The following is a 26,728-nucleotide window of genomic DNA, read 5'->3' on the forward strand; positions in this document are numbered from 1 at the left end:
AGGATGGGCAGGGACCAGACTGCGCGACGGAGCCAGTCGAGCGTTTCGTCGATCTAGGGCTTAGAGCCGCCAAGCTGCGCTAATTGGTGCGCACTCTCTCGCTCAATCAGCGCCTTGAGTGCCTCATGCACCAAGGCCGTTGGTTCTTTGATGCCGCTGAGTGCTTGGGCGCGCTGCAGCAGGTCGTCATCAATATCGACTGTCACTCGCATGTCTGTTATTTCGCAATACCCAAAAACACGGCGAGGGCGCGCTCGATCTCGACCAGCTTGTCGAGATCGATACGCCCGAAGACGGGGCCGATCTTGTCGCGTTTCACCGTCATCGCTTTGTCGACCATGACCTGAGAGGGCTGCTTCAGGCCGTTGTCCGCGCTGGGCTCCAGCGTGATGCGAAACAGCGGCGCCGCGACCACTGTGCTGGTCACCGGCAGCACTGCCCGGGTGGCATGCTCTTGGAATTGATCGGCCTGGATCACCAACGCCGGCCGCGGCTTGCCGAAGTCACCGGACAGGGCGATGGTCACCAGGTCGCCGCGCGTCATGCGGACCAGCCATCCAGATCGGTGAGGGCTTCGTCCAGCCAGTGCTGCATGTCGCTGTCTGCGACATCTGCTTGGGCCGCGAGGCGAGACTGTCGGCGACATTCCTCCGCGAAGTCTGCCCGGCGTGTATCGGGCACCCAAATCTGCACCGGACGCAGCCCCGCCCGGCGCAGTGCCTCGCGGTGTCTTTGGACGCGGGCGTTGACGTGCGTGGATGCCATGTTGCTCTCCCTCTGCGTTGCGTTACATGAAACAGCTTAGATGGTCGATGCGTTACATGCAACAAGGAGCCAAGCCCAGCAGATCAACGGCCAAGCATCCGCTCTAGGCGGTTCAGGATCGCATCGATCTCATCGCCGCTAAGGAGTGCAATTCGATCCGAGAGAACTCGTCGGCGGGAGATCGCACGGCAGTGCTCAACCAAGGCGTAGCTCTCTCGCTGAAGTTGATCACGAGCGGGTATAGCAAGGTGGATCGCCGCAAAGGCAGGGTCCGATCGGCTACTCAGTGGGCAGATGAAAAAGACCGGCGGATCGACATCGAGGAGGTACTGCGCAGTCAAGAGAACCACTGGGCGGCATTTGCCAACCTCAGCGCCCTTTGCTGGATCGAGCCGAGCCAGGTGGACAGCACCGCGGGTTAGCGGGAATGGCCGTTCCACCAGGCCTCCGGTTCATCAGCAATGACCTCCGCGAACTCCTGATCGAGTGAATCCGCTTGCACAAGGTAGTCTGGATCGTCGCGCATCGCGCGCAAGCTGGACGCCATCGCGCGCCGCTCCTGCTCACGCTCGATGTGCGTGAGCTCATGCCGAAGCGCTTGCTGCATCAATTGCGCCTGCGTGATTCCAAGCCTGTTGGCAAGTCGAGTACTTTCTTCGACCAGGTCATCGGGCAATTTGAGCGATATTGCGACCATCCTCCCTATCCTCGCCGTGGGCCAATGTCGCTCAAGGATAGGCATGGACGGGTGCAGATGGCTACCCCAGAGCCAACCTCATACTCGCTTGGGCACCATGCAGCAGGTTGTCCTCGAGATCGACGGTGATTGGCATGATGTGTCTCATCGGTGAGGCTCAGCGCCCGTCAGATCATCACCGGCCCATCCACGAGCTTGGCGCGGATGCGCGCCTCGGCCTCGGCGAGCCAGTCGGCCAGCTCGGCCTCGTCGCTGAGGGTGCGGCGCGGGAGGTCGACGCGCTGCACCTTGGGCTCCAGCAGCCGGGCGGCGTCCATGCGCGCCTGCTCGAAGCGACCTTTCAGGGCCTGGGTGCGGTCGGGCCATTGCGCCAGTGAGCAGCGCTCCAGCTCGTCGAGGATGCTGTCCGGGCTGGACAGGTCCAGCGCCATACCGCCGTTGAGGTTGTGGCTGGCGAGCATCGCCTGGCGCTGTTCGGGGTCGAGTGCGAGCCAGTGGCTGTCCTGCTCCAAGGCGGCCAGCTCGGTTTGATAGCTGCGTTGGTAGGCGTCGCGCTGGTGGTTGAGGCTGGCGCGCAGCAGGTCGACGGTCTTGTCGAGCAGGGCCTGAACCGGGTCGTGCTCGGCGAGCAGCGCGCGCTGTTGCTGGATCTGCTCGGCCTCGGCGGCGAGCGCTGGGTAAGGTGCCAGATCCTTGGCGTGCGCGAGCAGCGTTTGCAGCTGGCTCCAGTGCGGCCAGCGCTGGCTGATCTGCTCGCCGGTGGCTTGCCAGTCCTGGCTGTGCTGGATCAGGGTCGCGCGCTGGCTGAACAGCTCGGCGAGCAGGGCGTTGCCGGTGAGCGCCTCTAGGTCGCTCAGCTGCTGTTGGCCTGGCACCTCGGGCCTTGGCGCCTCACCGCCAGCCTTGGCGGCCAGATCGCGCAGGCGGCGCAGCAGCTCCGGTGCCTTGTCGATCTCCTGACCCGGCTGGCAGCCGACGCCGGCGGCCTGGAACACCTTGCGGATCTGGATCTTCTGCACTGGACTGATGGTGACGGTCTCGGGCTTGAAGCTGCATTGGGTGATCTGGCGGCGCTCCAGGCCCTTGGCGTCGACCGGCTTGCCGAGGCTGTTCAGCGCCAGCAGATGGCCGCTGGCGACCAGGGCGTAGAGGGCGCCGTCGATGGCGTCCTGCGGCCAGCCGTAAGGCGGCGCCTTGAAGTCGTCACGCAGGTCGCTGCCCTTCTTGCCGGCGCCCAGATGCTTGATGAGGGCAGCGCAGACCGGGTGTTGATCGGTGTCGGCGCTGTGTTTGATCGGCTGCAGGGGCTGGGTCTCGCCCTTGCGCGCGCGCTCGATGACCTTGTCCCAGCCGAGCTGGTCGGCGGTATCGAAATCGCGATACAGGCGCACCATCGAGGCGGCGCCGGCGCTCTGTAGCTGCTCGCTCAGGTCGTTGCCGAGGACGCGCTGGCCGCCGCCCTGGTAGACCTGAGCGTCGGCGACCAGGGCCTTGACCAACTGGCTGATGCGCCGGGCGGCATCGTTGCGCCGGGTCTCCATCGCTGAGCGGGCGTCCTGGCCCTCGGGCGTGGCGGGCTGGCCGCGCACATCGAGCGTGAGCTGGGCGGCCTTGTGCTCGATCATGGCCGAGCGCAGTGCGTTGCGATTCTGTGCGGGCAGGAAGACGAAGATGACCGGGCTGCCGGGGCCGGCGTTGCGGGCGTCGCCCTTGACCTCGGCCTCGGAGCTGCTCCAGCCGTCGCGGAACCAGGCGACGATCTGCTGATCGGCGTTCGGCGGCAGCGCGTCGTCGTAGCAGGGCGTTAGCGTCCGCGCCTCCTTGGTCTGGCCCTGGGTCAGATGGACCGCCTTGAGCGCCTCCCGATAGGCACCTTTGAGCAGGTCGACGCGCTCCATCTCAAGGCGTTGCGTATTCGCCGACAGCTCGGAGACCTGCTTGCGGTATTCGTCGTGCCAAGCGCTGCTCTCGGCGGTCTGCAACCGGTATTCGGTGCCCGCTGGCGTGGCGATGGCCATCACCAGCCCTTGGGTGTTGTGCAGTGCATCGAGCAGGCCGGGGATGCGCTTGCGCAGTGCGCTGGAGCCGCCGGCCAGCTCGGTGACCAGCAGGTCGGCGAGGCTGTCCTCGGTGGCGCGCAGGCCGCTGTCGGCCATCGGGTCAGTGGGCAGCTTGCCGATCAGGTAGATAAGCTTGAGCAGGCTGGCCTTGAGTCGGTCGTCCTCATCGCCGGCGGCGAGCTTGCCGATGCGGTCGTAGACCTCGCGCGAGAGCAGCCCGGTGTTCAGCAGGTCGGTGCTGACCTGGTCATAGATGAAGTCGCCAGCGACGACCTGCCCAAGCGGCTGCGCGGCGGTGGCGCAAGCGGCCTCGTGGACGATGCGCAGTTGGCTACGCAGTTGCGAGATGGTGCCGGACTCGTCGAGCTTGTGCAGGACCTTTTCCCAGAACCGGCGGCGCACCGGCAGCAGCGGATAGTCGTCGACCAGGAAGGTCTCATCCTCGGTGCTGTGCTCGAGCTTGGTGCCGCGCAGGTGGCGGGAGATCTCGCCGAGATTGTCGGTCAGCGTCTGGCGGATGGCGGGGATGGCACTCTGGGTCTTGCGCAGGATGATCTTGCGGATCACGGCGTCGACATCGGTGTCCGAGAGCTGCACCGGGACCGTGAAGCGGCCCTTGATCTTCTGCAGCGAGGGGGTGCCGGACATGGCGGTCTGGCCGGTGCCAACGAACAGCAGGCGCCCGCCGAAGTGCTTGCTGCAGGACTCGACCATCTCTTGGATGCTGTAGGCGCGATCGCCGCTGTCGCCGATGAACTGCTGGACCTCGTCGAGGACGATGAGGGTGAGCGGGAAGCCGTCGTCGTTGGTCAGCGCGTCCTTGATGGCGCGGATCATCTCGTCGTTGGAGACGTCCCGCACCTCGGGGTATTGGGCGATGAGGCGATCGCCGACGCTCATCGCATCCGGGGCCAGCTCAGGCTTGGCGGCGAGCAGCGCGGCGTGCAGGTCGTCGGAGACGAACAGCTCGGGTAGCTCGCGCTCGAGGCTGGTGCCGCGGTCTGCCAAGGCTCGTTCGACGGCGTCGAGGATGCCCTCGCGCTGCATCCAGATGACCAAGCGCGCCTGATTGTATTTCTCGGGCAGTCCGGCGGACTTGAAGACGATGCCGAGCAGGGCGAGGCGGACATTGTTGCCAGCGCCGGAGCCGAGCTTGCCGGAGGCGGCATGCAGTCCGCCGTAGCGCTTGGCCTGGGTGCTTAGCTCGCGCAGATGGTCCTTGATCTCGGTCGGGAGCTTGGCGAGGCTGCGTGCCGCGGCGCCGTCCTCGAAGCCGACATCGACCCAGAAGGCACGCAGCATCTTGGCCAGATGTGACTTGCCGCTGCCGTAGAAGCCGCTGATCCAGACGCTGGGCTGCTCGGGCGCTTGACCCAGGTTGCCGAGGAAGGTCTCGAGGATCTTGCGCAGACCCTTGGCATACTCGCCGTCGCAGACGAAGGTCTCCAGCTCGTAGCGGAGGATCTCGAGTGCGGCGCTGGAGCGGTCTTCCGAGACCTCGGCGACACCGTTGTTGATCAGCCGGTTGGCGAGTGGGTCTTTGCTGTAGATGGCGCGGTTGTTGTTGTGCATCGTACTCAGTCCGTGGTGATGGCGTGGGCCAGATAACCCCAACCATCGCGTGCATCCAAGAGCCGATAGGTCTTGTCTTCGACCTCGCCGGGGAAGAAGACGACCAAACGCCCGTTGATGGCGGAGGCGGCTTGGTCGACGATCGTCGAGACACTCGAGACGCCGAACAGCGTGCCGACACCAGCCAGCGCGACCACATCATTGGCCGACGCCTGCGCGATGGCGGCGCTGGTCTGTGCGACCAGCTGTTTGGTGAATTCGGTCAGTCGACCCTCGGGGTAGCCGGCGAGCAAGGCTGGACGGCGAAAGTATTTGTCCCGGTAACGCTGGCTCGCCATCCAGGTCGGGAAGGCGTCGCTGAGGTCGAGCAGGGTCCAGCCGTGGCCGGCGTTGCGTGTGCGCAGCTCGAATTCGTCGATATAGACCCGGAATCTCAGCTCATCCGCCGGCGGATAGACGACGAAGATCACGCGCTCGATCCCGGACAGACCCTCTGGCCAGGGGGTGCTGATGTGCTCCGCGTAGTGTTCGACGAGTCGATCAAGCCTGCTCATGCAGCCACTCCTGCTCCTGTTCGCTGAGATAGCCGGGAAATCGGACCTCCATCACGGCGCCGGTGCGGCGAAACACCAGCAAACCGCGTTGCGCTGCGGCTTGCGTCAGCGCGATCAGCTGCTCTTCAGGAAGGTCGAGCACACGCAGCCAGTCGCTGCTGAAGAGCCGTTGCGCGCGGCGACCTTCCAGGTAGGCCAAGAATAAGCCAAAGGTGAGGTTCACCGGGGTGATCAGCGGCCTGGCTCGGAGCTTTTTGACATGCCCAGAGAGATAGCCGGCCTGGGTCCAGCTGCCATTGACACGCTGGGCGATCGCCTCGATCGAGGTCGGACTGAAGCCGCCTTGGCTCCACTCGGCAAAGCGCTGCTCCATCTGCTCGCGGGTGACCTGTGCGCCGGGAGGTGCGTCGCGGATGATCGGCACGCTGATGCGCAGCAGGGCGTCGCGGGCGAGGGACAGCTGCAGTGCCAGAACCGGCTGTGCATCTGACTGATGAGACCAGAGGCGGCGAAAGATCCGGAACAGACAGGTGTCCGGGTCCAAGGCATACAGGTCACAGAGGTGTCGAAAGCTGAGCTTGCGCGCATTGGCCGTTGGCTTGTCGAGCAGATTGTCGTCGACGATCTCCTGGCGATAATCGGCACGCTGGGCTGCCTCGGGGACCACCTCGAACAGGCGCTGCACTTCCGCCAACATCATCGTCCGCGCCGCGTGCACACCGCCTTTGCCGAATTTGAAACCGAAACGAGCAAGCCCGGCGGGGTCTTCGACGCTAAACATGCTGGCAATCTTAAAGGCTTGTTCTCATACAAAAGTGCTCATGCAGGTGCTCATACAAGCGCTCATCCAAGACAGCTGAGGCGATTGCCCGTATCCATTGATTTGCCGGGTGCTGCATGGCCAACAAGGTGGTGACGACGACGATGCGGGCTTCGCCGACGATGGTGGCGCTAAAGGGCCGCGCTGGGGAGGATCGCTCGAGCAGGATCGAGATGCTGGAGTTCGCCCCCTAAAACGCATCAAGGCCGCTCGAAGCGGCCTTGATGCGTTGCGCCCGCGTCCTTGGGCGTCGGATCATTGATCAGGGGCGATTCGCAGGGCCTGCCACCAAGACTCGGACGACAGTATGGCGTGGTGCCGCACCGGGCGGTAGGCGCTGCGTGAAGATCAACTGACCACCTTCTGCGCTTTCAGTCTGACCGCTATTGCAACCGCTGATGCGGCAGCCAGTTGGCAATCCGATTGCGCTCGGCCGACTCGTCGATGCTGAAGAAGCGGTTCAGCACCAATAAGGCCTCGTCGAGATCGGAGCAGCCGTAGTCGTCCATCACGACATGGTTGCTGCAGTCCTCGACGTGGTAGCTGTGGGCCTGATCCGCTGCGTCATAGCGTAAGCGGTAGCCAGAGCCCGTCCAAGAATCCCACTTGTAACGGATGACCTGCTCTTGTTCGTCAAACATCTCTCAACCTGCTGAATATGTTGATTCATCCAGAAAAACCGAGCAGGGGACTAAGGTTCACCGCTGCATCGGGGATTTCCCGAACGTCAAAACCGCGCATGTCGCAAAAGTGCGTCTAGCGGTCTCTTACCCCATAGTCTAGGAGCGCAAATGCTACTTGACAAGGAAAATTCTAACTGGTGTTTGACAAAAAAAGCGTGCAGCTACTCGCATTTTTGTAACCCGCTGGTTTTTCATGCCGCAGTTGCGAATTAGACACTTTTGTGCAAATTAACAACAAACGAATGGAGAGACGCGCTCAGGGGCGGGTCAGCATACGCAGCGGATCATTGGGATCGACCCAATCCATAAAGGGCACCCGGCGGTCGTTGTGGGTGACTCGATAGATCAAGCCCAGCCAGTTGCCAACCACACCCTCGGCGGTGTCACGCCAGGTGTTATCCAGGCCTTCAGCGATGCGCGCTTCCGGGAACTTCGGCGGCTCGCGGCCCCGGTCGAGCGCCCGCTGGAGTAAATGGCGATGCTCATCGAGCACCGCCGCCGCCTTGCGCGAGAACACGTTGTCCGGAAACGGCGGATAGCTCTCACGAGCGCCCGCTGCAAAGCGGTCCACCTCGCGCTTGTATTCCTTGAGCAAGGAGATGGTGTCGTACTCCGGATGCCCCTGAAACATGACGATGCGCAGCCCATCCGGGCTGGTGGCGAGATGCACACCGGCCTCATCACTCTCCACCAACACCTTTGCTCCAACTGCTTCAAACTGTGCACGGCTGACCTCATTGAAGCGAGAGTGCGGGACGTCGAACAGGGTGTTGGTGCTATCAATCAGCGGATGCGAATGATCGACGACGCGATGCGTATACACGCCCCAGCGCTTGCCCGGCAGTGGTTGACGCCGCTGACCATAACGGAACTGCATCACAGCATGAGTGGCAAGACAGGAGCAGAGGGTTGAGGTGACATGCTCGAAGGCCCAGTCGACCACCTCGATCAACGGCGACCAGAAGGGCTGCTCGGCAAGATCCGGGCCGCTCACATTCGCACCGGTGATGATCAGCGCGTCCAGCCCAAGCTCGCGCACCGCTTCGAACGACTGATAATAGCGTTCGATATGCGCACGCGCCTTCTCCCCACGCGGCAGACCTGGCAGCGAAAACGGATGCACATAGAACTGGGCGATCTGGTTGCTTTGCCCAACCAGCCGAAAGAACTGGCGCTCGGTCGCCGCCAGCGCGGCATCCGGCATCATGTTGAGCAGGCCGACATGGAGTTCGCGGATATCCTGATGGATCGCCCAGTCGGACTCGAGAATGTTTTGGCCTTCGGCGCGCAAGCGATCGAAGGTCGGAAGTTCATTATGGGCAACAATTGGCATCGGTTCAGACCTGCACTGCATCCAGGCCGTTGTGGGCCTGTGCTTCCTCGTCCGGCGCCAACGGCGGCGTGCGCGCGATCGCGGTCTCGATCAGGGTCAGGAAATCCTGCTCGTCACGCACCGCGGCCACCTCGGTCGACTCGACGGTATAGCCGAAGGGGCGCGCGATCGCCTCGTAGCGCGGCACCCGCGAATGGAACAACCTCGGGAAGACCCAGCGGGTAAAGTCGTTCGGGTCGATATCAGCCACGTACTCGAGTCCGTGCTCGTGCAGATAGTCCTTAACCGCGGCCTTGATGAAGGCGGGTCGAAAATAGAGCGGCTTCGGATCGGCCTGGGCGCGGCGGATCAGCTTGATCTCATCGGCCTGGGGGACGCGGATGTAGAGGATCAGGCTGTGCTGAGCCAGCAGCTCGATCACCGAGGGGTCTTCAAGCTCGCAGAGGCTACCGCCGACATCGTTAACGAAATGGCTGTAGCCGTAGATCTCACGCGCCTTGCGGATGAACTCGGGGACATCCAGCATGGCCCGGATCTCGGCATCGCGGTATAGGGCTTGGCGACGATTGAACTCTGGCAGCGAGAGGCCGCCCTTATCCGGATCACCGAGCTGGCCGACGAAGCTCAGCACCGGGCCAAGGTCATCGACTTGGATCTTATTCTGGAACGCGACCCAATCGCGGCGCAGCAGATCGCGCAGGAAGGGCACCTGCATCGCCTGCAGCTTGATCAGGTCGAGGATCGGCTCATCTAAGTAGCGGGTGCCGATGCGATAGTCGCCGGAATAGTGAAACCAATCGTTGCGCCGCAGCAGACCGGAGAGATAGGTCTTACCAACCCCGGACATGCCCAGCAGCGTGACGCACCGATGCTGCCAGTGGCGAAATTCGTCGATCGTCAGCTTCACAGCGAGATCCTCGGTAGGGCGGGTCGATTAAAGCGGGTCGATAAGCGGGTCGATAGAGGGCATCGATAGCGGGCGTCGATAAGACGCGAGCCCAGCGCGAGACATTGCCCCAAAGCCGACGCGCGGAAAACGCCGAACTATACGCGATCCGCCTGCTTGGTCACCAGAGAGACGACAGGTACTGAACCTGATGCCTGACCTGACTGGCTAAGGATTGGCTCTTCTTCAGCCCCCAAGCTCTCGCCTATACTGGAGCCGATGCCCTGGAGCAATCCATCGTTCAACCAATGAGCACTCCGCCCATGCCGAGCCTGCAACCTGACGCTATCAGGCTCTACTACGAGCTTCATGGACCGGCCGCCGCGGACGAGCGACCACCGCCCTTGATCCTGGTCGCCGGGCTCGCGAGTCATAGCCAATCCTGGGTTCCTGTACTGCCAACCTTGGCCGCCGAGCGCCAGGTGCTGATCTTCGACAACCGCGGCTGCGGCCGCAGCCAGACTCTAGACGCACCCAACAGCATTGGGCACATGGCCAGCGACTGCCTAGCACTCGCCGATCATCTGGGCCTAGAACGCTTCGACCTGCTTGGCCATTCCATGGGTGGTTTCATCGCGCTCGAGGTCGCCCGCCAAGCCCCGCAGCGCCTCAGCCACTTGGTGCTGAGCAACAGCGGCGCGACCCAGAGCGCTCGCAACCAGCGCCTGTTCGAGGATTGGGCCGATGAGCTAGATGCCGGCCAAGACCCCAAGCGCTGGTTCCGGAACTTCTTCTACTGGATCTTCACTGAACACTTCTTCGAGGACCCTCAAACCCTCAACGGTCTGCTGGAGCTGGTGCTCAACGATCCTTACGCGCAAACCCCGGCAGGATTCCGAGCCCAGGTCGCGGCGATGCGCGGCTTCGATGCCCGCAACTGGCTGCACAAGATCGAGACCCAGACGCTGATCCTGGCCAGCGCTGAGGATCTGCTGTTCCCTCCCCGAAACGATGCCGCAGGACTCAGCGGATTGCCGAATGCCGAGTACAGGGCGGTTCCGGCGCTGGCCCATAGCCTGCCGCTTGAAGGCGCTGCGGAATTCACCGGGGCTGTGCTCCGCTTTCTCGATCGGTCCGCCTGACGGTGAATCCTGCCGGCCAATCAGCTCAGCCGTCCTCACGATCGGATGCCAACAGCACCACTCACTACCGACGACAGGGCACCTGAGTCCGCCCCTTCAATCGCGCTGGTCAATCGCCCTGACAGTGGCATCGCCCTGCGCCTGGCCGGGCGCTGGCGGCTCGATCAGCACATCCCGCGACTCTCCGACCTGCCTGGGCTGATCGATCGCGGCAGCGACGATGGCGCGAAGGCGCCTAGCCAGCCACGCCAGCTCAGCTTCGAGACCAGCGCGCTGATCGACTGGGATTCAGCCTTAGTGACCTATGTCGCCGGCGTCGAACGGCTATGCGCCGAGCGCAAGATCGACTACGACCCCAGCGCCCTGCCAGAAGGCCTGCGCAGCCTGCTCAAGATGGCCAACCTCACCAACCCACCGGACGAGGCCGCGCATGACCGCGGACCCAGCTTCCTCGCCCGGGTTGGGCTGGATATCGCCGATCTGGTGCGCTCCACCGGCGAGATCATGGCCTTCTTCGGCGAAGGCGCCATCGCCGTGCGCCATTTCCTCGCCGGACGCGCGCGTTATCGCCGTTCCGAGCTCTGGGTCATCATCCAAGAATCGGGCGCGGACGCGCTGCCCATCGTCAGCCTGGTCAGCTTCCTGGTCGGCATGATCTTGGGCTACATCGGCGATCAGCAGCTGGCCCAGTTCGGCGCCCGCATCTACGTCGCCGACCTGGTCGGGCTGGCGACCGTGATCCAGATGGGCGCGCTGATCACCGGCATCGTCCTCGCCGGGCGCACCGGCGCCGCCTTCGCCGCGCGCATCGGCACCATGCAGGTCAATGAGGAGATCGATGCCCTCCGCACCTTCGGCATCCCGCCGATGGAGTTCTTGGTGCTGCCACGGATGGTCGCGCTGATCCTGATGACGCCACTACTCACCCTCTATGCCGACCTGCTCGGCATCCTCGGTGGCGCCTTTGTCGGCACCGTCGTCGGCGGTGTCACCCTCACCGCCTACCTGGTCCAGACGCAGGCCGCGATCGGCTGGAACCACATCATCCAGGGCCTGATCAGCGCCACCGTCTACGGCGCGATCGTCGCCGCCTCTGGCTGCCTGCGCGGCATGCAATGCGGCCGCAGCGCGGCCGCCGTCGGCGAGGCGACCACCTCGGCGGTGGTCACCGCGATCGTCTTCATCGTCATCGCCGCCGCGGTGCTGACGGTGATCTTCGATGCCATCGGACTCTCTGGATGAACGGCCCAGCCGCCCCAGACAGCAGCCAATCTCAAGGCCAAACTGCGCCCCGAGCTGTGCCCCAAGCCAAGCCCCGAGCCGAGGCCCAAACGCCGAGCGATACCCAGACGCAAGCACTGGCCTCCGCAGACGATCAAGCGCCGCGCGCAGATGAGGCTTCAGTGGCGATCCGCCTCAAAGAGGTCGCGCTCGGCTACGGCTCCACCATCGTCCAGCAGGGGCTCAGCTTCGCCATCCGCCGCGGCGATGTCTTTATCATCATGGGGGGCAGTGGCTGCGGCAAGAGTACGGTGATGCGTGCGCTCACCGGCCTACTCGCACCCCGACAAGGCCAGGTGTTCTTACAAGATCAAAGCCTCTGGGAAGTGTCGGAAGAGGCCCGGACCCAACTCTTGCGCGGCGTTGGGGTCATGTATCAGAGCGGCGCACTCTGGAGCTCGATGACCCTGGAGGAGAATATTGCACTGCCACTCGAGCAATACACGCCGCTCTCAAAGCAACAGATCAACGAGTTGGCCGAGTACAAGCTCGCCCTGGTCGGCCTAGCCGGCTTTGGCGGCTATTATCCGGGTCAGATCAGCGGCGGCATGCGCAAACGAGTCGGCGTCGCGCGCGCGATGGCGCTCGACCCAGATATCCTGTTCTTCGATGAGCCCTCGGCCGGCCTCGACCCACTCTCGGCCCGTCGGCTCGATGACCTCATCCTCGAGTTGCGCGACAGCCTGGGAACAACCATGGTGGTGATCACCCACGACCTCGACAGCCTCTTCCTGATTGGCGACGATGCCGTCTTCCTCGACGCCGAGACCCACAGCATGCTCACCACCGGCCATCCCAAACAGCTGCGCGACCATAGCGAGATCGACGAGGTGCGCGCCTTTCTGCGCCGGGGCGAGTCATGAGTCGCGAGGCCAACCCCACCATCATCGGCGGCTTTGTCCTCGGTGCCGTCGCGTTGGTCGTCATCGGCATCCTGGTCTTCAGTAGCGGCGCCTGGCTGCGCGAGCGCCTCTATCTGGTCACCTATTTCCCGGGCTCGGTGCAAGGACTGAGCGTCGGCGCCCAGGTCCAATTCCAGGGTGTGCCGATCGGCCAGGTGGTCGAGATTGGGCTTGATTACATTGCTGATCGTGACAGTTTTCGCATCCCAGTGCGCTACGAGGTCTGGCCCAACACCATCCATGTGCTTGGCGATCTCGAAGGCGTTGAGCCCGGCGAGCTGGTGCAGCGCCTGGTCGACGAGCGTGGCCTGCGTGCACAGCTCGAATCGGTCAGTTTCGTCACCGGTCAGTACCTGGTCACCCTGAGCCTGAACCCGGATCTGCCAAAGCGGGATTATCCGCCGAGCCCGGATGGGACCATTCGCGTGCCAGCCATCGCCGCGACGCGCGACCGGGTCCAAGAGATGCTCGAGAATCTGCATCTGGACGAGCTCGTGGACACCGCCACACAAGCACTTGAGACGATCAATACACTCCTCAGCGCCGACCAGACGCAGTCGGCCCTAAGCAATCTGGATCAGGCCCTAGCCGGCATCGCATCGCTCATCGACACGATCGATCGGGAGATTATGCCGCTGAGCGCGCGCGCCAGCGCCACCCTTAGCGAGTACCAGCAGCTCGCCGAGACCCTGCGCACCGACGCCGGCCCTTTGCTCCAAGAACTATCGCAAGCCACCCAGACGATCACCGCGATCGCAAGCCGGGTCGAGGGCAAGGTCGACCCGCTCGCCAGCTCAGCGCAAGCGGCCCTCGATGAGGCAGCAGCCGCGATGCGATCGATCCGCCAGCTCACCGGCGAGGGCTCCTCGACGCGTTACGAGCTGGACCAGTTGCTCACGACCGCGACTCGAGCCGCCAACTCGATTCGCTCGCTGGCCGATTACCTTGAGCGCCACCCCGAGTCCCTGTTGCAGGGCAAGCGATGATATTGCAGGGCAAGCGATGACGCAGATGCAGCAATGTCTCGCGGCGACCTGAGCCGACCAAGATTGACGCTCGATCGGTGAAACCGCTGCGCTTCTTCCGCGCTACTGGTGCTGAGCCCCCTACTGAGCCCCCTACTGAGCCCCATCAAGATCGTCGTTTATCGACCGATCCCCAGTCGCCTCATCCTCAGTAGAAGACCTCTCCGGCAACCCCATTCACGACTGAGACCGTTGCCAGGCCTTGGCGACCCATCGGACAGACATAATTGACCACGATGATGGTCTGCACCATCGGGCTCGATTCCGAGCGCACGACACTAGCGGAGCCGAGATTCCCGGAATCCATGAGGCGACAACCGCAGCTCACCAAGTCTTCTGTTGTCATCCCAATCTCGGGCAGACAGCGTGGCTTCGCGACTGGCGAACCGCAAGCGTCCAGCAAGACGCCCGCGATGATCACCAGCAGCAGCCAGCTGCGCCCGACGCTATTGCTCACGCTCGACGTCAGCGAGCGCGTTCTTCAGGGCTTGCAAGATCAACTTGCTGGCCTCCGCTTCATCGAGCTCCGGCACCTCCCAGCCCATGATCCGGCCATATTTTTGCACCAGATGTCGGACATCGTGCACGAGTTCGCTGTGATACTTGCTGATCTCCACCTGTTCGAGGCTTGCCATCTCATCCCCCTTTTCGGGTCCGCCAGACGCACCAATGAGCTCCCAAGGGCTCGTCGAGGCGCCAGCATGATTTATCTGTTCACGGTTAGATACACGGCCGGCTCCGCGGAACTCGCAAGAGGCACCGCGCGCTAGCATTGTCGCACTCGCAGACCGAGCTTGCGACTGATTACCGCCCAGCGCTCGAATCGGCAGCGCGGCAAGCACCCCCAGCTTAGACCAAAGTGCAGATTAACAATCGGTAACCCATCGGCAACCGCGCGGTAAAGCCCAACTCCCAACACTCAGCAGCATCTCATCGAGCACCGCAGTTCACTGCGGGCCTCTACTAGCAGAGTCCACTCAGGAGCCCACGAATGCCCTCGACCCAACCCTTGAGATCGACGGAGCCTCGGTCAACCCAGCCGTCAGCCGTCGTGCTCGCAGCGCCCAGACTCACCGGCCGCGCCATGCTCGCGGCCACCATCAGCCTGATCGTGCTGGCTTCAGCTGCCGCTCTAGCGCCTCAAATCGTCCACGCCGAGTCGGTGCCCGCCCCCTTGGCCACACCAACCGGACCCACCAGTTTCGCTGATGTTGTCGAGCGGGTGACGCCCGCGGTTGTCAATGTCACGGTCGCGCAACAATCGCAGCAGACACTCTCGCTCCCCGGCGGCCAGATGCCAGACGAGGGCTCGCCGCTGTACGAGTTCTTCAAGCGCTTCGGCGGTCTCGACCAGATGCCGATACCGATGCCACGCCAGCGCGAAGGCGAGGGCTCTGGATTTATCATCGATGCCGAAGGACATATCGTGACCAACAACCATGTCGTTGATGGCGCCTCAAGCATCGAGGTGACGCTCAACGACGGCGAGAAATACGAGGCACGGGTGATCGGTCGCGATGCCAAGACCGACCTTGCACTGCTCAAGATCGATGCCACCGATGCCTTACCGCACGTGCGCTTCGGCGATAGCCGTGGCGCCCGTGTCGGCGACTGGGTGCTGGCGGTCGGTAACCCATTTGGCCTGGGCGGCTCGGTCAACGCGGGGATCATCTCGGCGCGCGGGCGCGACATCAACTCTGGCCCCTATGATGATTACATCCAGATCGACGCACCGATCAACCGCGGCAACTCCGGCGGTCCGCTGTTCGATGCCCGCGGGGTCGTGATCGGGGTGAACACAGCGATCTTCTCACCGAGCGGCGGCAACATCGGCATCGGTTTCGCGATCCCAGCCGAGACCGCAGCCGAGATCATCGACGATCTGCAGACCAAGGGTCGTGTCGACCGCGGATGGCTAGGCGTTCAAATCCAGCCGGTCAGCGAAGAGATCGCAGCTAGCCTCGGCTTGCCCGAGACGCGCGGTGTACTGGTTGCAGACGTCATCGCCGGCACCCCGGCAGAGGCCGCGGGTATCAGCAGCGGCGACGTCATCCTCGAGGCGGCCGGCGAGCGCATGGAGGAGTACCGCGACCTGACCAAACTGATCGCTGGCATCGATGCCGGCGAGAAGATCGACCTTGTCCTGTTTCGCTCAGGCCAAACCCTAACGCTGCCCGTCACCATCGGTGAGATGCCGAGTGAAGACATGGCGCAAGCCGCCAGCGGCAACGAGCCGGCCGGCGACGAACCCCGCATCGGTCTCTATCTGGCGCCGCTGACCCCGGAGCTACGCGCCGAGCGCGGACTTGCCGCGGATGCCAGCGGCGTCCTCGTGGCCCAGGTCGCGCCGGGCAGCCCCGCACAGGCGGCTGGCATCAGGGCAGGCAGTCTAATCTCGATGGTCGGCCAACAGTCCGTGACCCAGCCGAGCCAGGTGGTGGAGGCGGTCAAGCAGGCCGCGGCTGCGGACCGACCCTCGGTGCTGCTGCGGGTCGAGCAGGACGGTGAACAGCGTTTCGTCGCGGTTCCGATTGGGTAGTGGACTGCCATGCGCGTACTGGTTATCGAGGATGACCCTCAACTCTCCGGCTATCTCGCCAAGGCCTTTGGCGAGATGGGCGCGAGTGTTGACCTGGCCGACAACGGCCGTGATGGTCTGTTCCTAGCGGCCGGCAATCCGTATGACGTGATGGTGATCGATCGCATGTTGCCGGAGCTGGAAGGGCTCGCGATCATCCGCACCTTACGTGCCTCGGGAAATCTGACGCCGGTGCTGATCCTGAGCGCACTTGGCGAGGTCGACCATCGCGTCGAGGGCTTGCGTGCCGGCGGCGACGATTACCTGGTCAAGCCCTTCGCCTTTTCCGAGCTGCATGCCCGTATCGAGGCCCTGATGCGGCGCTCAGCGCCCGGCGATGGGCCGGTCACCAGCCTGAGCGTCGCTGATCTGGAGCTGGATCTGCTCAAGCGTCAGGTACAGCGTGGCGGACAGCCTATCGCGCTGCAGCCGCGCGAGTTCAAGCTGCTCGAGTACCTGATGCGGCATGCCGGCCAAGTCGTGACCCGAACGATGCTGCTCGAGAACGTCTGGGACTATCACTTCGACCCCCAGACCAATGTGATCGACGTCCACATCAGCCGTCTGCGAGCAAAGATCGATAAGGACTTTGATCAGCCGCTGCTGCAAACCGTCCGCGGCGCCGGCTATATGCTGCGCGCCGACTAGACCAATCTCCTAGCGCGAGCGCACGGATGACCGCATGCAAGGTCTCCAACAGCCAGCCATTCGTGCGCACCTGATGGCAACGAATCCTCACCCATGGCGTTAACAGCCGAGCAGCTAGGCCAGGGCATGAAGCGCACACTCGGTCCAACCCTGAACCGGCTACACCAGTCATCGCGATTCATCCTCACCAGCTCGACCTTTCGGCTCGCGCTGCTGTACATGCTGCTGGTCGGCGTCTCTGTGGCGATTCTGCTCGGTTTCATCTACTGGTCAACCGCCGGCTACATGGCACGGCAAACCGATGCCACCATCGGCGCCGAGATCCAAGGCTTGGCTGAGCAATATCGACGCCGCGGCCTAGCCGGGCTTTCAACCGTGATCGCCGAGCGTATTGCGCGTGACCCGCAAGGGGCCTCGATCTATCTACTGACCGCCCCGAGCGGCAATCCGATCATCGGCAATCTCGACAGTTGGCCACAGGTCGCGCCGGATGCGGGCGGATGGGTCCGGTTTCGCGCCCGCCAATCACTAGGCGAGGGCGAGGACGTCGACATTGAACATGAGACGCGCGCCAAGGTGTTTCGGCTGCGCGGGGATCTGCGCTTGCTGGTCGGCCGCGATGTCCGCGAGCTCACCGCGATCCGCCAGCTGATCCTCGACGCCATGACTTGGGGGCTCGCCATCACCGTTGGCCTGGCGCTGCTCGGCGGCTGGTTGATGGGTGCCAGCATCGCGCGCCGGCTCGATGTGGTCAATCAGGTCAGCCGCGAGATCATGCAGGGCAATCTCAGCCGCCGCGTACCGAGCGCGGGAACTGGCGACGACTTCGATCAGCTGGCCGAGAACCTAAACCAGATGCTCGAGCGCATCGAGGCCTTGATGCTCAGCATTCGTCAGGTCTCCGACAACATCGCCCATGATCTGCGCACACCGCTGACGCGGCTGCGCAATCGGCTCGAGCTGCTGCATGGAGGCGACCTCTGCGACGAGGCTCGAAACGAGGTCGAGGTCGCAATCGCCGATGCCGACGAGCTGCTCAGCGCCTTCAACGCCTTGCTACGCATCGCCCGGATCGAGGCCGGCAGCCGCCGCGCGGCCTTCGCTGACCTCGACCCACTGCCGTTGCTGCAGGATGTCGCCGAACTCTATGAGCCGCTCGCGGCCGAGTCGCTGCAAACGATCCAGGTCGAGGGCGTTACCGAGAACAGCCCCTGCCGTCTGCATGCAGACCGCGATCTGTTGTTCCAGGCGATCGCAAACCTGGTCGACAACGCCATCAAGCACAGCCCGAACGGCGGCCAGATCCGGCTCCGAGCTGAATGCAGCGAGACCCGTGTCGAACTCAGTGTGACGGACGATGGTCCTGGTATCCCGCCGGAACTGCGCGACAAGGTGCTACAACGCTTCTTCCGCATCGACGAGAGTCGTGCGGCGCCCGGCCACGGACTCGGCCTGAGTCTGGTCCAAGCCGTCGCCCAGCTCCATGGCGCCGCGCTCAGCTTGGAAGACGCGGCGCCCGGCCTTCGGGTGCGGCTGCGCCTACCAAAACAGGCGAAGATGCAGACTAACTCCTCCGCATCTGGCCGGGCATCTTCTCCGGTTTGAGGGATCTTTCGGACGCTCGAGACGTTGGGATCGGCGCTCGGCGGTCGCATTAACAGGAAACTGCTGATTGGTTTGGCTCGGACCACCGAACAGCATGGATTCAGAGATCGATCACCCAAAGACCTATCATCCAGAGGAGCTTGAAGATGAATCGCCTGACCACCGCCCTGCTCGCGATCAGTCTCGTCAGTGCCAACGTCGCGACAGCCGTCGCCGACGAGTGGACACTCAACCCCGAGCGCTCGCATCTCGCGTTCGTCTCGATCAAGGCTGGCAATATCGGTGAGGTCCATCATTTCACCGAACTTTCGGGCAGCATCAATGAACAGGGCCAAGCCCTCATCGACACCACCCTCGATAGCGTCGAGACGCTGATCCCGATCCGCAACGAACGCATGCGCGAAATGCTGTTCAAGACCACGCAGTACAGCAATGCCAGCCTCAGCGCCAAGATCGATCCGGCCCAGATCGCAGCGATGCAGCCCGGCGACATCATCGAGGTCGTGGCCGAGAGCAGCCTCAGCCTCCACGGCGAGACCCAGCCGCTGATTCTGAAGATGCAAGCCGCGAAGCTCGACGACGATACCCTGATGGTCGCGAGTACTGCACCAGTCGTGCTCGATGCGGCCAAATTCGGCCTGGGCGAAGGCGTCGAGAAGTTGCGTGAGATCGCCGGCCTTGACAGCATCAGCAACGCCGTGCCGGTGACCTTCGTCATGGTCTTCGATAGCCCGGCTTCGGGCGGCGATGGCAGCGCAGCCGCTGAAGCGCCACCGAGCGTGGAGACCATGGCCCAGTATGAGGCCTATCGTGAGATCATCGAAGCGATGAGCAGCGAACAGAAAGAGGCTGTCGCCGCGCTGTTTGGCGCTGCTCGATAGGGGCGCTGCGCTGCTCGATAGGCTTCAAACAACGTCGAAGCGTTCAAATTGCATGCTGTATTGGCCACGCCCTTGGGTCAAGCTGCGCAGCTCGGTGGTGTAGCCGAGCAGCGCTTCGAGTGCAACCTCGCAGCGGATGCTGGCCGTATCGTCACCGCCCTCCTGTCCAGTCTTGGTGGCCTGGATCGCAGCGCGCCGCTGCTGCAGGTCACCCAGCACCGAACCAAGGTTTGCCTCCGGCACCACCACATCGACCCGCATCACCGGGTGCAGCGCCACCGGGCCGGCCTCAGACAGCGCGCGCGCCAGCGCGCGCGTCGTCGCCGCCTGTAATGCCTCCGGCGTACTCTGCTGGCCGAACAGCTCAACCTCCACCAAGGTCGCGCTGACGTCATCAACCGGCGCGCCTTGCAGCACGCCACTGGCCAGCCCGGTCTCAAGCCCCTCCTGCAAAGCCTGCTGTTGTTCCGGCGACAGGGCTGCAGTCTCCGGCCGCAGACGCGGATGGCATCGAATCTGGTTGCCTGCACCGCGGGCCTGAGGCGCGACCTCAACCAGGGCCCAGGCGGTCAACTCGGACTGCTTGCCATCCGGGCTCGGCGGGCGGCTATGCAGCTGCTCAGCCCGCGCGCTGCGCAGGATCGTCTCACGCACCGCAACCGCCGGCCGACCACTGCGCACCTTCTGACCAAACTCGCGCTCCAAGCGCTCAAGCACGATCTGCAGGTGGAGCTCACCCATGCCGCGCAGCAGACGCTGACCAGTCTCAGGGTCTTCCTCAACCCGCAACGTTGGATCTTCCTGCTCCACCTTGTCTAGCACCTCGAGCAGCTTATCCTCGTCAGTACCAGCAGCCGGCTCAATCGCCAGACTCAACACCGGCTGGCGCGCCTCGATCCGCTCCAGCGCTAGCAGATGATCGGGGTCGCAGAGGGTGTCGCCGGTCGCCGCATAACGCAAACCGGCGATCAAGACGATCTGGCCTGGCCCAGCCTCATCCAGCTTGGTCTTGCGTCCGGCGTCGACATCGAAGATGCGCGCAACATGCTCTTTGATCACACGACCATCGGCGGTTTTGAAAGCAACCGTATCGCCAACCTTGAGCCGGTTGCGGTAGACGCGCGTGAAACAGTGGCGACGGCCATCCCACAGCTGCACCTTGAATACCAACGCAACCAGCGATCCCTTGGCGCTGATCGCGACGGTCTCGGCCTCTCCATTGGGTTGCCGCGCGACCGCGGCGGGCCGATCGAGCGGTGCCGGCAGCAGGTCGACGGCGGCATCCATCACCGGCTGTACCCCGAGGTTTCGCAGCGCGCTGCCGCCAAAGCAGGGGAAGATTCGCCCGGCCAGGGTGCCACGCCGCAGCGCCGCGAGGACGACCTCGGGCTCCGGCTCGCCACCTTCGAGCACCAGATCGGCCAGGGTATCGTCGGCATCAGCGGCAGCCAGCAACAGAGCCTCGTGCAGCTCGGCAACTGGTGCCCAGAGATCCTCCGGGCAGGGTTCGACCGAGACCTGTTCGCCCTGCTCGCCGCCGAACCGCAACAGGCGCCGATGCAGCAGATCGATGCAGGCCTGCTCCTCGGCGAGCGGCACCGTCATCGCGACCGGCTGCACATCCAACCGCTCACGGATAGCGTCGAGAACCCGCAGAAAATCAGCCCCCGGCCGATCGATCTTGTTGACGAAGAACAGCACCGGCAACCCAAACCGACAACGCTGTCGCCAGACCGTCTCGGTCTGTGGCTCGATGCCGCGAACGCCGTCCAAGACGAGAACAACCCCATCAAGTACGCGCATCGAGCGCTCGACCTCGATGGTAAAATCCACATGGCCGGGAGTATCGACAATCTGCAGCAGATGATCGCGCCAGGGCGCCTTCGTCACCGCCGCGGTGATCGTGATGCCGTGGTCCTGCTCTTCGGCCATCCAGTCCATGTGCGCCGCACCATCATGCACCTCGCCGATCTTATGGGAAGCGCCGGTGTAGAACAGGATGCGCTCGGTCAAGGTGGTCTTGCCCGCATCGACATGCGCGGCAATACCGATGTTGCGCACCCGATCGAGCGCTGTCGCGGTCTGCCCCTGCTTAGGGCTGCGGGAATGCTGACTGGATTGACTCATGAACCACCATCGACCTGAATTGAATACCTGAATTGAATACTTGGCAGACGTCCTGGTCCAACGCTTGGAACAGGTCATCCGTTTCGGAGTCCAGCAGATGACGATCGATACCGCCCGTTTCATGAACTCGCCGGCCCCAGACCGGCGCATCCGCGCAAGACGCCGCCTGCGTCCGATCATTTGGCTCGCCACCCTCATCAGCCTCAGCGTGCTACCGGTCACGCCCACCTTGGCCAAGGTCTATCGACTCATCGACCCAAACGATAGTGTCATCGGCACCCCGTTCTATGTAAAGGCGAAGCGCGAGCACACGCTTCTCGATATCGGCCGCCACCATGGACTCGGCGTCGATGAGATGCAGCAAGCCAATCCCGATGTGGATCTGTGGCTGCCCGGTGAAGGTACCGCAGTGCTGACGCCAGATCGGCATGTCTTGCCAGATGCACCGCGCAACGGCATCGTCTTGAACCTGGCCGAACGGCGCATGTACTACTACCGCTCAGCAACCGAAGTCGAGACCTTCTCGATCGGCATCGGCCGCGACGGCTGGGAGACACCGGTTGGTAGCTATCGGATCATCGAGAAGACCGAGAATCCAACCTGGACGCCACCGGCATCGATTCGCGCCGAGTATGCGAAGAACGGCAAAACGCTCCCGGCAGTGGTTCCTCCTGGCCCGGATAATCCACTCGGCGCTTACCGCTTGCGCCTTAGTAACCCAAGCTATCTGATCCATGGCACCAACAAACCCTGGGGCGTTGGCATGCCAGTCAGTTCAGGCTGCACGCGAATGTTTCCGGAAGATATCGAGTATCTGTTTGGTCAGGTCGAGGTTGGCACCCCGGTGACCATTGTCGATCAGCCATACAAGGTGGGATGGCTTGGAGACCAGCTGTTCTTGGAGGTCAGCCGGCTGGAGGGGACGAAGCCACGAGCAGCGGAAGAGATCATTCCCCCGTCAATCGCAAAAGGCGATGGGGTAGTGATCGATTGGGACGAGGTAAGACGGGTTCAGCAGGAGAATACCGGCCTCCCACAGGTCGTCGGAGGCCGGCAAGGCTCAAAGAGCTGGCATCACTTCGACATGATCTTCTGATACATGCGGTTGATGCGGTCCTCATTGGCCTCGCAGCAGGCCTGAGCCGCATTGGCAGCGTCCATTGCGGCTTGAGCCATGTCACGAGCCTCCTGGTCGGTGGCACAGCCACCAAGCAGGGAGGCGCTCAGCAGCGCGGCAGCAGACAGGGAGGCGAGCTTGAATTTCTTGGTCATCGGTAATTCTCCGTTCTTGATTTTGCCGGACGGCAACTGGTTTATAGCACAGACCGAGGGCCATTTCCGCACCCTCGAAGTCTGATGTTAGCAGAATCAAACAGCGTATTGTTATTGCCACTTACACAAAACAGACGGAGTTTGGGGTGCACCGAGCAATGAACAAGATGCCGAGTCGGGCGGTTGCATGAAAGTCAAGCCGCCTGGCTATTGCGCGGCTGTGGGGAAAACTCCTCAACCGACACATCAGAATCCACCAGAGGAATCAGACTTGGTCGACCGCTACTACCGCCGCCCATTGCCCAACAGCGGCCCCAACCCGTTTCGCTGCCAAGGCTTCGTTCGTAACGGCACCATCGCTTGCCAAGAAGGCGCACCCTTGCCGATCGAGACCTTGCCACCGTTCCTCCGCGCGCTGCTGGTCACAGACGGTACCGTCACCAAGGCGCTCGAGGCCTATTTCTGGGAGCCGGTCGTGGTCGATACGCTCCGCCAAGAGTTCATCAAGGCCGCCGCTGATATCCCTTGGATCGAGGTCGCCCCCGGCGACCAGGTCATGGTGCGCGAGGCACTCCTGCGCGGTACCGACAGCAACAAAAACTTTGCCCGTGCCTTTTCCGTTATCCGTTCCGAGCTGATTCCCCCGTCGTTCCGAGAACGCCTGATCAACCGTGAGATCGGCATCGGCGTCTTGATTCGCGACAGCGGACTCGAAAGCTTCCGCGAGGTCATGGAAGTGGGCGTCGAGCCAAGGTCGGTCGACGGTGAGCGGGCGCTGTTTCGGACCTATCGCATCATCATCGATGGCCAACCGGTGATTCTGATCAGCGAGATCTTTCCGCTCGCTCTTTATTTGTAGGGCCGGCCCAATAAGCGGTTGAGCTGGGTATCCAACTCTCGGCCCGCGGCATCGACGCTGAGTGATAGCCCCAGATCTTGGGTTCGCGTGACCACGAGACCCGGATAGCCGCAGGGGTTAATGCGGGCAAATGGTGCCAGATCCAGGTCGATGTTCAAGGCGACGCCGTGATAGCAGCAGCCGCGGCGTACACGCAAACCGACAGAGGCGATCTTCGCCTCATTAACATAGACGCCAGGCGCATCAGCGCGGGGCTGCGCGACAACCCGATGATCGGCTAAGAGGTCAATGATGGCCTGCTCGAGCAGATGCACCAACTGTTTCACGCCGATCCGCACCCGCTTCAGATCCAACAGCAGATAGGCGACCAACTGGCCTGGGCCGTGATAGGTGACCTGGCCGCCGCGATCACACTGCACAATGGGGATGGAGCCAGGATCAAGCAGATGATCCGGTAAGCCCGCCTGTCCTAGGGTAAAGACCGGCGCATGCTCCAATAGCCAAAGCTCGTCATCAGTCTGCGGCCCGCGCTCGTCAGTGAAACGGCGCATCCCGGCCCAGATCTCGTGGTAGTCGCAGCCTTGCCCCAGCCAGCGCAGGCGCAGGGGAGGCAATGGCGCAGCAAGCAACGGCGAGTCTGGTTGAGACGCGGATGCATGCTGACTCAGCACCGGCTCTGACCCCGAGGCTAGGCTTAACCCAGCCCCAGGCGCAACATCCTGAGTCGCGTCAGAAGGCACAGGTGATCTGGGCGTGCTCGGAGAGCTCGCGGTAGATGGCATCAAGCTGACCCTTGCTATGGGCCTCGATCTCGATCGTCACCGAGACCCAATTACCGTTGCGACTGGGCCTCGAGCGTAGCTCATCCTTGCTCGTATCAGGCGCATGACGCTCGATAATCTCGATCAGGATAGACTCGATGCCAGCCTCGGTGCGTCCCATCGCCTTGATTGGGAAGCGGCAAGGAAAGCGCAACAGGGTCTCGTCTTGATTGGAGCCAGTCTCAGTCATCGAAGCCTCGGGCTGCGGACACTCAGGCAGCAGCGCGCCCGAGATCGGCCTTGAAATCTTGGTAGCAGCGATCGATTCGCTGCCATGAGGGTCCAGGGCGGCCGGAGCCGATTGGCGCCCCGTCAAGCCGTGTTACCGGTAGTACCTCGCGCGTAGAGCTGCTGATCCAGACTTCGTCCGCCGTGCGCAGTTCCTCGACCCTGATGTCGCGCTCCTCGCTAGGGAGTTCGGCGGCAGCGGCCAGCTCGAGCACCAGATCGCGTGTAATGCCGGCCAACAGCAATGGCCCCTTTGGCGGCGTGATCAGTCGCCCTTGACGCACGATGAACAGGTTGCTGGTCGATCCCTCCAGCGCAAGGCCATCGCGCACCAAGATCGCCTCCTCGGCACCAGCCTCTTCGGCCGACTGGCGCAAGAGCACCGCCGCCAGTAGCGCGGTCGCCTTGATATCGCAGCGCAGCCAGCGGATATCGTCGCGGATCACGGCCTCGACGCCACGCTCGGCGACTGCCGGATCGCGCGGCTTCATCGGCTTCGCCATCGCCAGCACCGTCGGTACCGGCGCACTCGGGAAGCGATGGTCGCGACTCGGCGCCACACCGCGCGTGACCTGCAGATAAAGGGCTTGGTCTACCGCGGGCGTCGCGGACAACAACCGCTGGAAAATAAGCGACCAGTCCGAGGGCGATAGCGGCGGCGCCAACCCAATCCCTTGCAGGCTATTCTGCAAACGCTGGAGATGCTCGAACTCACGCAATGGCTTGCCCGCATAGGCGGGGATCACCTCGTAGACGCCGTCGCCAAACAGAAATCCGCGATCCATCACCGAGATCATCGCCTGTTCCGGCGCCACAAAGGCCCCGTTGAGATAGAATTCTTTCATCAAAACAGCCGTAATACTGAATCAGCGGCCTGACGCAGCAGGCCGCCGCGCTCAACTGCCCCGAGCGCCACCGCGGGCTGGCGCTTGATCTCCTCGCCATTGAGCATCAGCGCAATCTCACCGATCTGCTGCCCAGCCGCGATCGGCGCACTCAGCTTGGGGATCGGCTCAAGCTGCGCCGAGAGCTGATCGAAGCTTCCACGCGGAATGGTCACGGCGACATCCGTTGCCGGCCCAACCTCCACCGTCGGTGGATCGCCGGACCAGACTCGCAACAACTCGATTGGCTCACCCGCTGGATAGAGATGATGGGTCTCGAAGAACCGGAAACCGTAGTTCAGTAACGCCAAACTATCGGCAACCCGAGCCGAATCGCTCTTGGTCCCCATCACCACGGCAATTAGTCTCTGGCCATCGCGCTTCGCGGATGAGACCAGACAATAGCCGGCCGCCTGCGTATGGCCAGTCTTCACGCCATCGACGCCCACGCCCTGACGGAGGAGTCTGTTGCGATTCGATTGCGTAATGCCCTGCCAGGTGAACTCCGGCTCCGAATACCAACGGTAGTAATCCGGGAAGTCGCGAATCATTGCCGCGGCGACGCGGGCAATGTCTTTCGGCGTCGTATAGAGATTGGGGTCGGGTAAGCCGGTGGCATTGGTGAAGTTGCTCTGGGTCATCCCGAGCCGCTCCGCATGCTGGTTCATCAGGCCGGCGAAGCTATCCTCGCTGCCGGCAACATACTCGGCCAAGGCAACACTGGCATCGTTGCCCGACTGGATAATCATACCCTTCAGCAGCTCTTCGACCGCAACCTGCTTGCCGACCTCGATGAACATCTTCGAGCCCCCAGTCCGCCAGGCCTTTTCACTGATCAGCACCGGGTCGTCAAGGCCGATATTGCCTTCCGCCAATTCCGAGAACACCACATAAGCGGTCATGATCTTGGTCAAACTCGCGGGCTCGAGTCGGCTCTCGGCATTCGCCGCTGCCAACAGCGCTCCACTGTCATAATCGACCAATAGGTAGCCTTCCGCACCAAGCTCAGGGATCGGCGGGGGTTCGGCCAATGTCAGCGGGGCGACAAGACTGAGGAGGAGGATAGAGATTAGGTAACGCATGCTAGTGAGTTTACCTGCTCGTG

At 63.0% G+C, this 26,728-nt stretch carries 29 protein-coding genes; 10 read left to right on the forward strand and 19 right to left on the reverse strand.

Annotated elements, in window-relative coordinates; all coding sequences use genetic code 11:
- Positions 1 to 53 precede the first annotated feature (53 nt).
- The 11 genes from CCR96_RS10470 to CCR96_RS10520 form a co-directional block, all read right to left on the reverse strand.
- Positions 54 to 212 (reverse strand): type II toxin-antitoxin system VapB family antitoxin, encoded by a 159-nt coding sequence (locus tag CCR96_RS10470; protein ID WP_201220078.1) that lies wholly within the window; start codon positions 210 to 212, stop codon positions 54 to 56.
- A 5-nt stretch (positions 213 to 217) separates the two neighbouring features.
- Entirely contained in the window at positions 218 to 544 is a 327-nt protein-coding gene (locus CCR96_RS10475) for a type II toxin-antitoxin system PemK/MazF family toxin (RefSeq protein ID WP_201220079.1), read from the reverse strand.
- Positions 541 to 765 (reverse strand): antitoxin MazE family protein, encoded by a 225-nt coding sequence (locus tag CCR96_RS10480; protein WP_201220080.1) that lies wholly within the window; start codon positions 763 to 765, stop codon positions 541 to 543. Before CCR96_RS10480 ends, CCR96_RS10475 begins: the two co-directional genes overlap by 4 nt.
- Positions 766 to 848: 83 nt before the next feature.
- Complete coding sequence (locus tag CCR96_RS10485) at positions 849 to 1,205, reverse strand: type II toxin-antitoxin system PemK/MazF family toxin (protein ID WP_201220081.1); 357 nt, start codon at positions 1,203 to 1,205, stop codon at positions 849 to 851.
- A complete protein-coding gene (locus CCR96_RS10490; RefSeq protein ID WP_201220082.1) occupies positions 1,184 to 1,462 on the reverse strand; it encodes a ribbon-helix-helix protein, CopG family in 279 nt (92 codons plus the stop codon). Before CCR96_RS10490 ends, CCR96_RS10485 begins: the two co-directional genes overlap by 22 nt.
- Positions 1,463 to 1,629: 167 nt before the next feature.
- Positions 1,630 to 5,094 carry a BREX system P-loop protein BrxC gene (brxC, locus tag CCR96_RS10495; RefSeq protein WP_201220083.1) on the reverse strand — a complete coding sequence of 1,155 codons (3,465 nt, stop codon included), beginning with the start codon at positions 5,092 to 5,094 and terminating at the stop codon, positions 1,630 to 1,632.
- A 5-nt stretch (positions 5,095 to 5,099) separates the two neighbouring features.
- Positions 5,100 to 5,648, reverse strand: a complete 549-nt coding sequence (locus CCR96_RS10500) for a BREX protein BrxB domain-containing protein (protein WP_201220084.1) — start codon at positions 5,646 to 5,648, stop codon at positions 5,100 to 5,102.
- Positions 5,635 to 6,429 carry a hypothetical protein gene (locus CCR96_RS10505; protein WP_201220085.1) on the reverse strand — a complete coding sequence of 265 codons (795 nt, stop codon included), beginning with the start codon at positions 6,427 to 6,429 and terminating at the stop codon, positions 5,635 to 5,637. The genes CCR96_RS10500 and CCR96_RS10505 overlap by 14 nt, the downstream gene beginning before the upstream one ends.
- Positions 6,430 to 6,851: 422 nt before the next feature.
- The gene (locus CCR96_RS10510) at positions 6,852 to 7,109 is read right to left on the reverse strand and encodes a hypothetical protein (RefSeq protein ID WP_201220086.1); all 258 of its coding nucleotides are present in this window, start codon (positions 7,107 to 7,109) and stop codon (positions 6,852 to 6,854) included.
- 298 nt (positions 7,110 to 7,407) lie between these two features.
- Positions 7,408 to 8,484, reverse strand: coding sequence for a homoserine O-succinyltransferase MetA (metA, locus tag CCR96_RS10515; protein WP_201220087.1), 1,077 nt, complete (start codon positions 8,482 to 8,484; stop codon positions 7,408 to 7,410).
- 4 nt (positions 8,485 to 8,488) lie between these two features.
- Positions 8,489 to 9,391: an ATPase gene (locus tag CCR96_RS10520; RefSeq protein ID WP_201220088.1), complete on the reverse strand. Its 903-nt coding sequence runs from the start codon at positions 9,389 to 9,391 to the stop codon at positions 8,489 to 8,491.
- 302 nt (positions 9,392 to 9,693) lie between these two features.
- Between CCR96_RS10520 and CCR96_RS10525 the strand changes: the two genes are divergently transcribed.
- The 4 genes from CCR96_RS10525 to CCR96_RS10540 are packed head-to-tail and all read left to right on the forward strand — an operon-like array spanning position 9,694 to position 13,681.
- Positions 9,694 to 10,512: an alpha/beta fold hydrolase gene (locus CCR96_RS10525; RefSeq protein ID WP_201220089.1), complete on the forward strand. Its 819-nt coding sequence runs from the start codon at positions 9,694 to 9,696 to the stop codon at positions 10,510 to 10,512.
- Positions 10,513 to 10,557: 45 nt separating this feature from the next.
- The gene (locus CCR96_RS10530; protein WP_201220090.1) at positions 10,558 to 11,754 is read left to right on the forward strand and encodes an MlaE family ABC transporter permease; all 1,197 of its coding nucleotides are present in this window, start codon (positions 10,558 to 10,560) and stop codon (positions 11,752 to 11,754) included.
- A gap of 56 nt (positions 11,755 to 11,810) precedes the next feature.
- Positions 11,811 to 12,656 (forward strand): ABC transporter ATP-binding protein, encoded by an 846-nt coding sequence (locus tag CCR96_RS10535; RefSeq protein WP_338035864.1) that lies wholly within the window; start codon positions 11,811 to 11,813, stop codon positions 12,654 to 12,656.
- Positions 12,653 to 13,681, forward strand: coding sequence for an MlaD family protein (locus tag CCR96_RS10540; RefSeq protein ID WP_201220092.1), 1,029 nt, complete (start codon positions 12,653 to 12,655; stop codon positions 13,679 to 13,681). The genes CCR96_RS10535 and CCR96_RS10540 overlap by 4 nt, the downstream gene beginning before the upstream one ends.
- A gap of 187 nt (positions 13,682 to 13,868) precedes the next feature.
- Here CCR96_RS10540 and CCR96_RS10545 read toward each other — a convergent pair whose 3' ends face one another.
- Entirely contained in the window at positions 13,869 to 14,066 is a 198-nt protein-coding gene (locus CCR96_RS10545; RefSeq protein ID WP_201220093.1) for a hypothetical protein, read from the reverse strand.
- A gap of 100 nt (positions 14,067 to 14,166) precedes the next feature.
- On the reverse strand, positions 14,167 to 14,355 hold the full coding sequence (locus CCR96_RS10550) for a hypothetical protein (protein ID WP_201220094.1): 189 nt from the start codon (positions 14,353 to 14,355) through the stop codon (positions 14,167 to 14,169).
- Positions 14,356 to 14,711: 356 nt separating this feature from the next.
- Here CCR96_RS10550 and CCR96_RS10555 point away from each other — a divergent pair, with 356 nt between their 5' ends.
- From CCR96_RS10555 to CCR96_RS10570, 4 genes are all read left to right on the forward strand, one after another.
- Positions 14,712 to 16,259, forward strand: coding sequence for a Do family serine endopeptidase (locus CCR96_RS10555; protein ID WP_242518889.1), 1,548 nt, complete (start codon positions 14,712 to 14,714; stop codon positions 16,257 to 16,259).
- Between the two features lie 9 nt (positions 16,260 to 16,268).
- A complete protein-coding gene (locus CCR96_RS10560; protein WP_201220095.1) occupies positions 16,269 to 16,946 on the forward strand; it encodes a response regulator transcription factor in 678 nt (225 codons plus the stop codon).
- 93 nt (positions 16,947 to 17,039) lie between these two features.
- Complete coding sequence (locus CCR96_RS10565; RefSeq protein ID WP_242518892.1) at positions 17,040 to 18,551, forward strand: sensor histidine kinase; 1,512 nt, start codon at positions 17,040 to 17,042, stop codon at positions 18,549 to 18,551.
- A gap of 146 nt (positions 18,552 to 18,697) precedes the next feature.
- Positions 18,698 to 19,432 (forward strand): YceI family protein, encoded by a 735-nt coding sequence (locus CCR96_RS10570; RefSeq protein WP_201220096.1) that lies wholly within the window; start codon positions 18,698 to 18,700, stop codon positions 19,430 to 19,432.
- Between the two features lie 24 nt (positions 19,433 to 19,456).
- On the opposite strand, the gene CCR96_RS10575 is transcribed toward CCR96_RS10570, so the two are convergent.
- Positions 19,457 to 21,559 carry an elongation factor G gene (locus CCR96_RS10575; protein WP_201220097.1) on the reverse strand — a complete coding sequence of 701 codons (2,103 nt, stop codon included), beginning with the start codon at positions 21,557 to 21,559 and terminating at the stop codon, positions 19,457 to 19,459.
- 97 nt (positions 21,560 to 21,656) lie between these two features.
- Here CCR96_RS10575 and CCR96_RS10580 point away from each other — a divergent pair, with 97 nt between their 5' ends.
- Positions 21,657 to 22,655, forward strand: a complete 999-nt coding sequence (locus tag CCR96_RS10580; protein WP_242518899.1) for a L,D-transpeptidase family protein — start codon at positions 21,657 to 21,659, stop codon at positions 22,653 to 22,655.
- Here CCR96_RS10580 and CCR96_RS10585 read toward each other — a convergent pair.
- The gene (locus CCR96_RS10585; RefSeq protein WP_200237476.1) at positions 22,634 to 22,831 is read right to left on the reverse strand and encodes an alanine-zipper protein; all 198 of its coding nucleotides are present in this window, start codon (positions 22,829 to 22,831) and stop codon (positions 22,634 to 22,636) included. The two genes, CCR96_RS10580 and CCR96_RS10585, sit on opposite strands and share 22 nt — an antisense overlap.
- Before the next feature lie 271 nt (positions 22,832 to 23,102).
- Here CCR96_RS10585 and CCR96_RS10590 point away from each other — a divergent pair, with 271 nt between their 5' ends.
- Positions 23,103 to 23,690 (forward strand): chorismate--pyruvate lyase family protein, encoded by a 588-nt coding sequence (locus CCR96_RS10590; protein WP_242518905.1) that lies wholly within the window; start codon positions 23,103 to 23,105, stop codon positions 23,688 to 23,690.
- On the opposite strand, the gene lipB is transcribed toward CCR96_RS10590, so the two are convergent.
- The 4 genes from lipB to CCR96_RS10610 all read right to left on the reverse strand — a co-directional run bounded on the left by lipB (position 23,681) and on the right by CCR96_RS10610 (position 26,705).
- Positions 23,681 to 24,304, reverse strand: a complete 624-nt coding sequence (lipB, locus tag CCR96_RS10595) for a lipoyl(octanoyl) transferase LipB (RefSeq protein WP_420827262.1) — start codon at positions 24,302 to 24,304, stop codon at positions 23,681 to 23,683. The genes CCR96_RS10590 and lipB overlap by 10 nt on opposite strands.
- A gap of 115 nt (positions 24,305 to 24,419) precedes the next feature.
- Positions 24,420 to 24,701 carry a YbeD family protein gene (locus CCR96_RS10600; RefSeq protein ID WP_201220100.1) on the reverse strand — a complete coding sequence of 94 codons (282 nt, stop codon included), beginning with the start codon at positions 24,699 to 24,701 and terminating at the stop codon, positions 24,420 to 24,422.
- Between the two features lie 22 nt (positions 24,702 to 24,723).
- The gene (locus CCR96_RS10605) at positions 24,724 to 25,584 is read right to left on the reverse strand and encodes an aminotransferase class IV (RefSeq protein ID WP_201220101.1); all 861 of its coding nucleotides are present in this window, start codon (positions 25,582 to 25,584) and stop codon (positions 24,724 to 24,726) included.
- Positions 25,584 to 26,705: a D-alanyl-D-alanine carboxypeptidase family protein gene (locus tag CCR96_RS10610; RefSeq protein ID WP_201220102.1), complete on the reverse strand. Its 1,122-nt coding sequence runs from the start codon at positions 26,703 to 26,705 to the stop codon at positions 25,584 to 25,586. Before CCR96_RS10610 ends, CCR96_RS10605 begins: the two co-directional genes overlap by 1 nt.
- Between the last annotated feature and the right edge of the window lie 23 nt (positions 26,706 to 26,728).

The organism is Halochromatium roseum (assembly GCF_016653315.1).
Taxonomy (GTDB): Bacteria; Pseudomonadota; Gammaproteobacteria; order Chromatiales; family Chromatiaceae; genus Lamprobacter; species Lamprobacter roseus.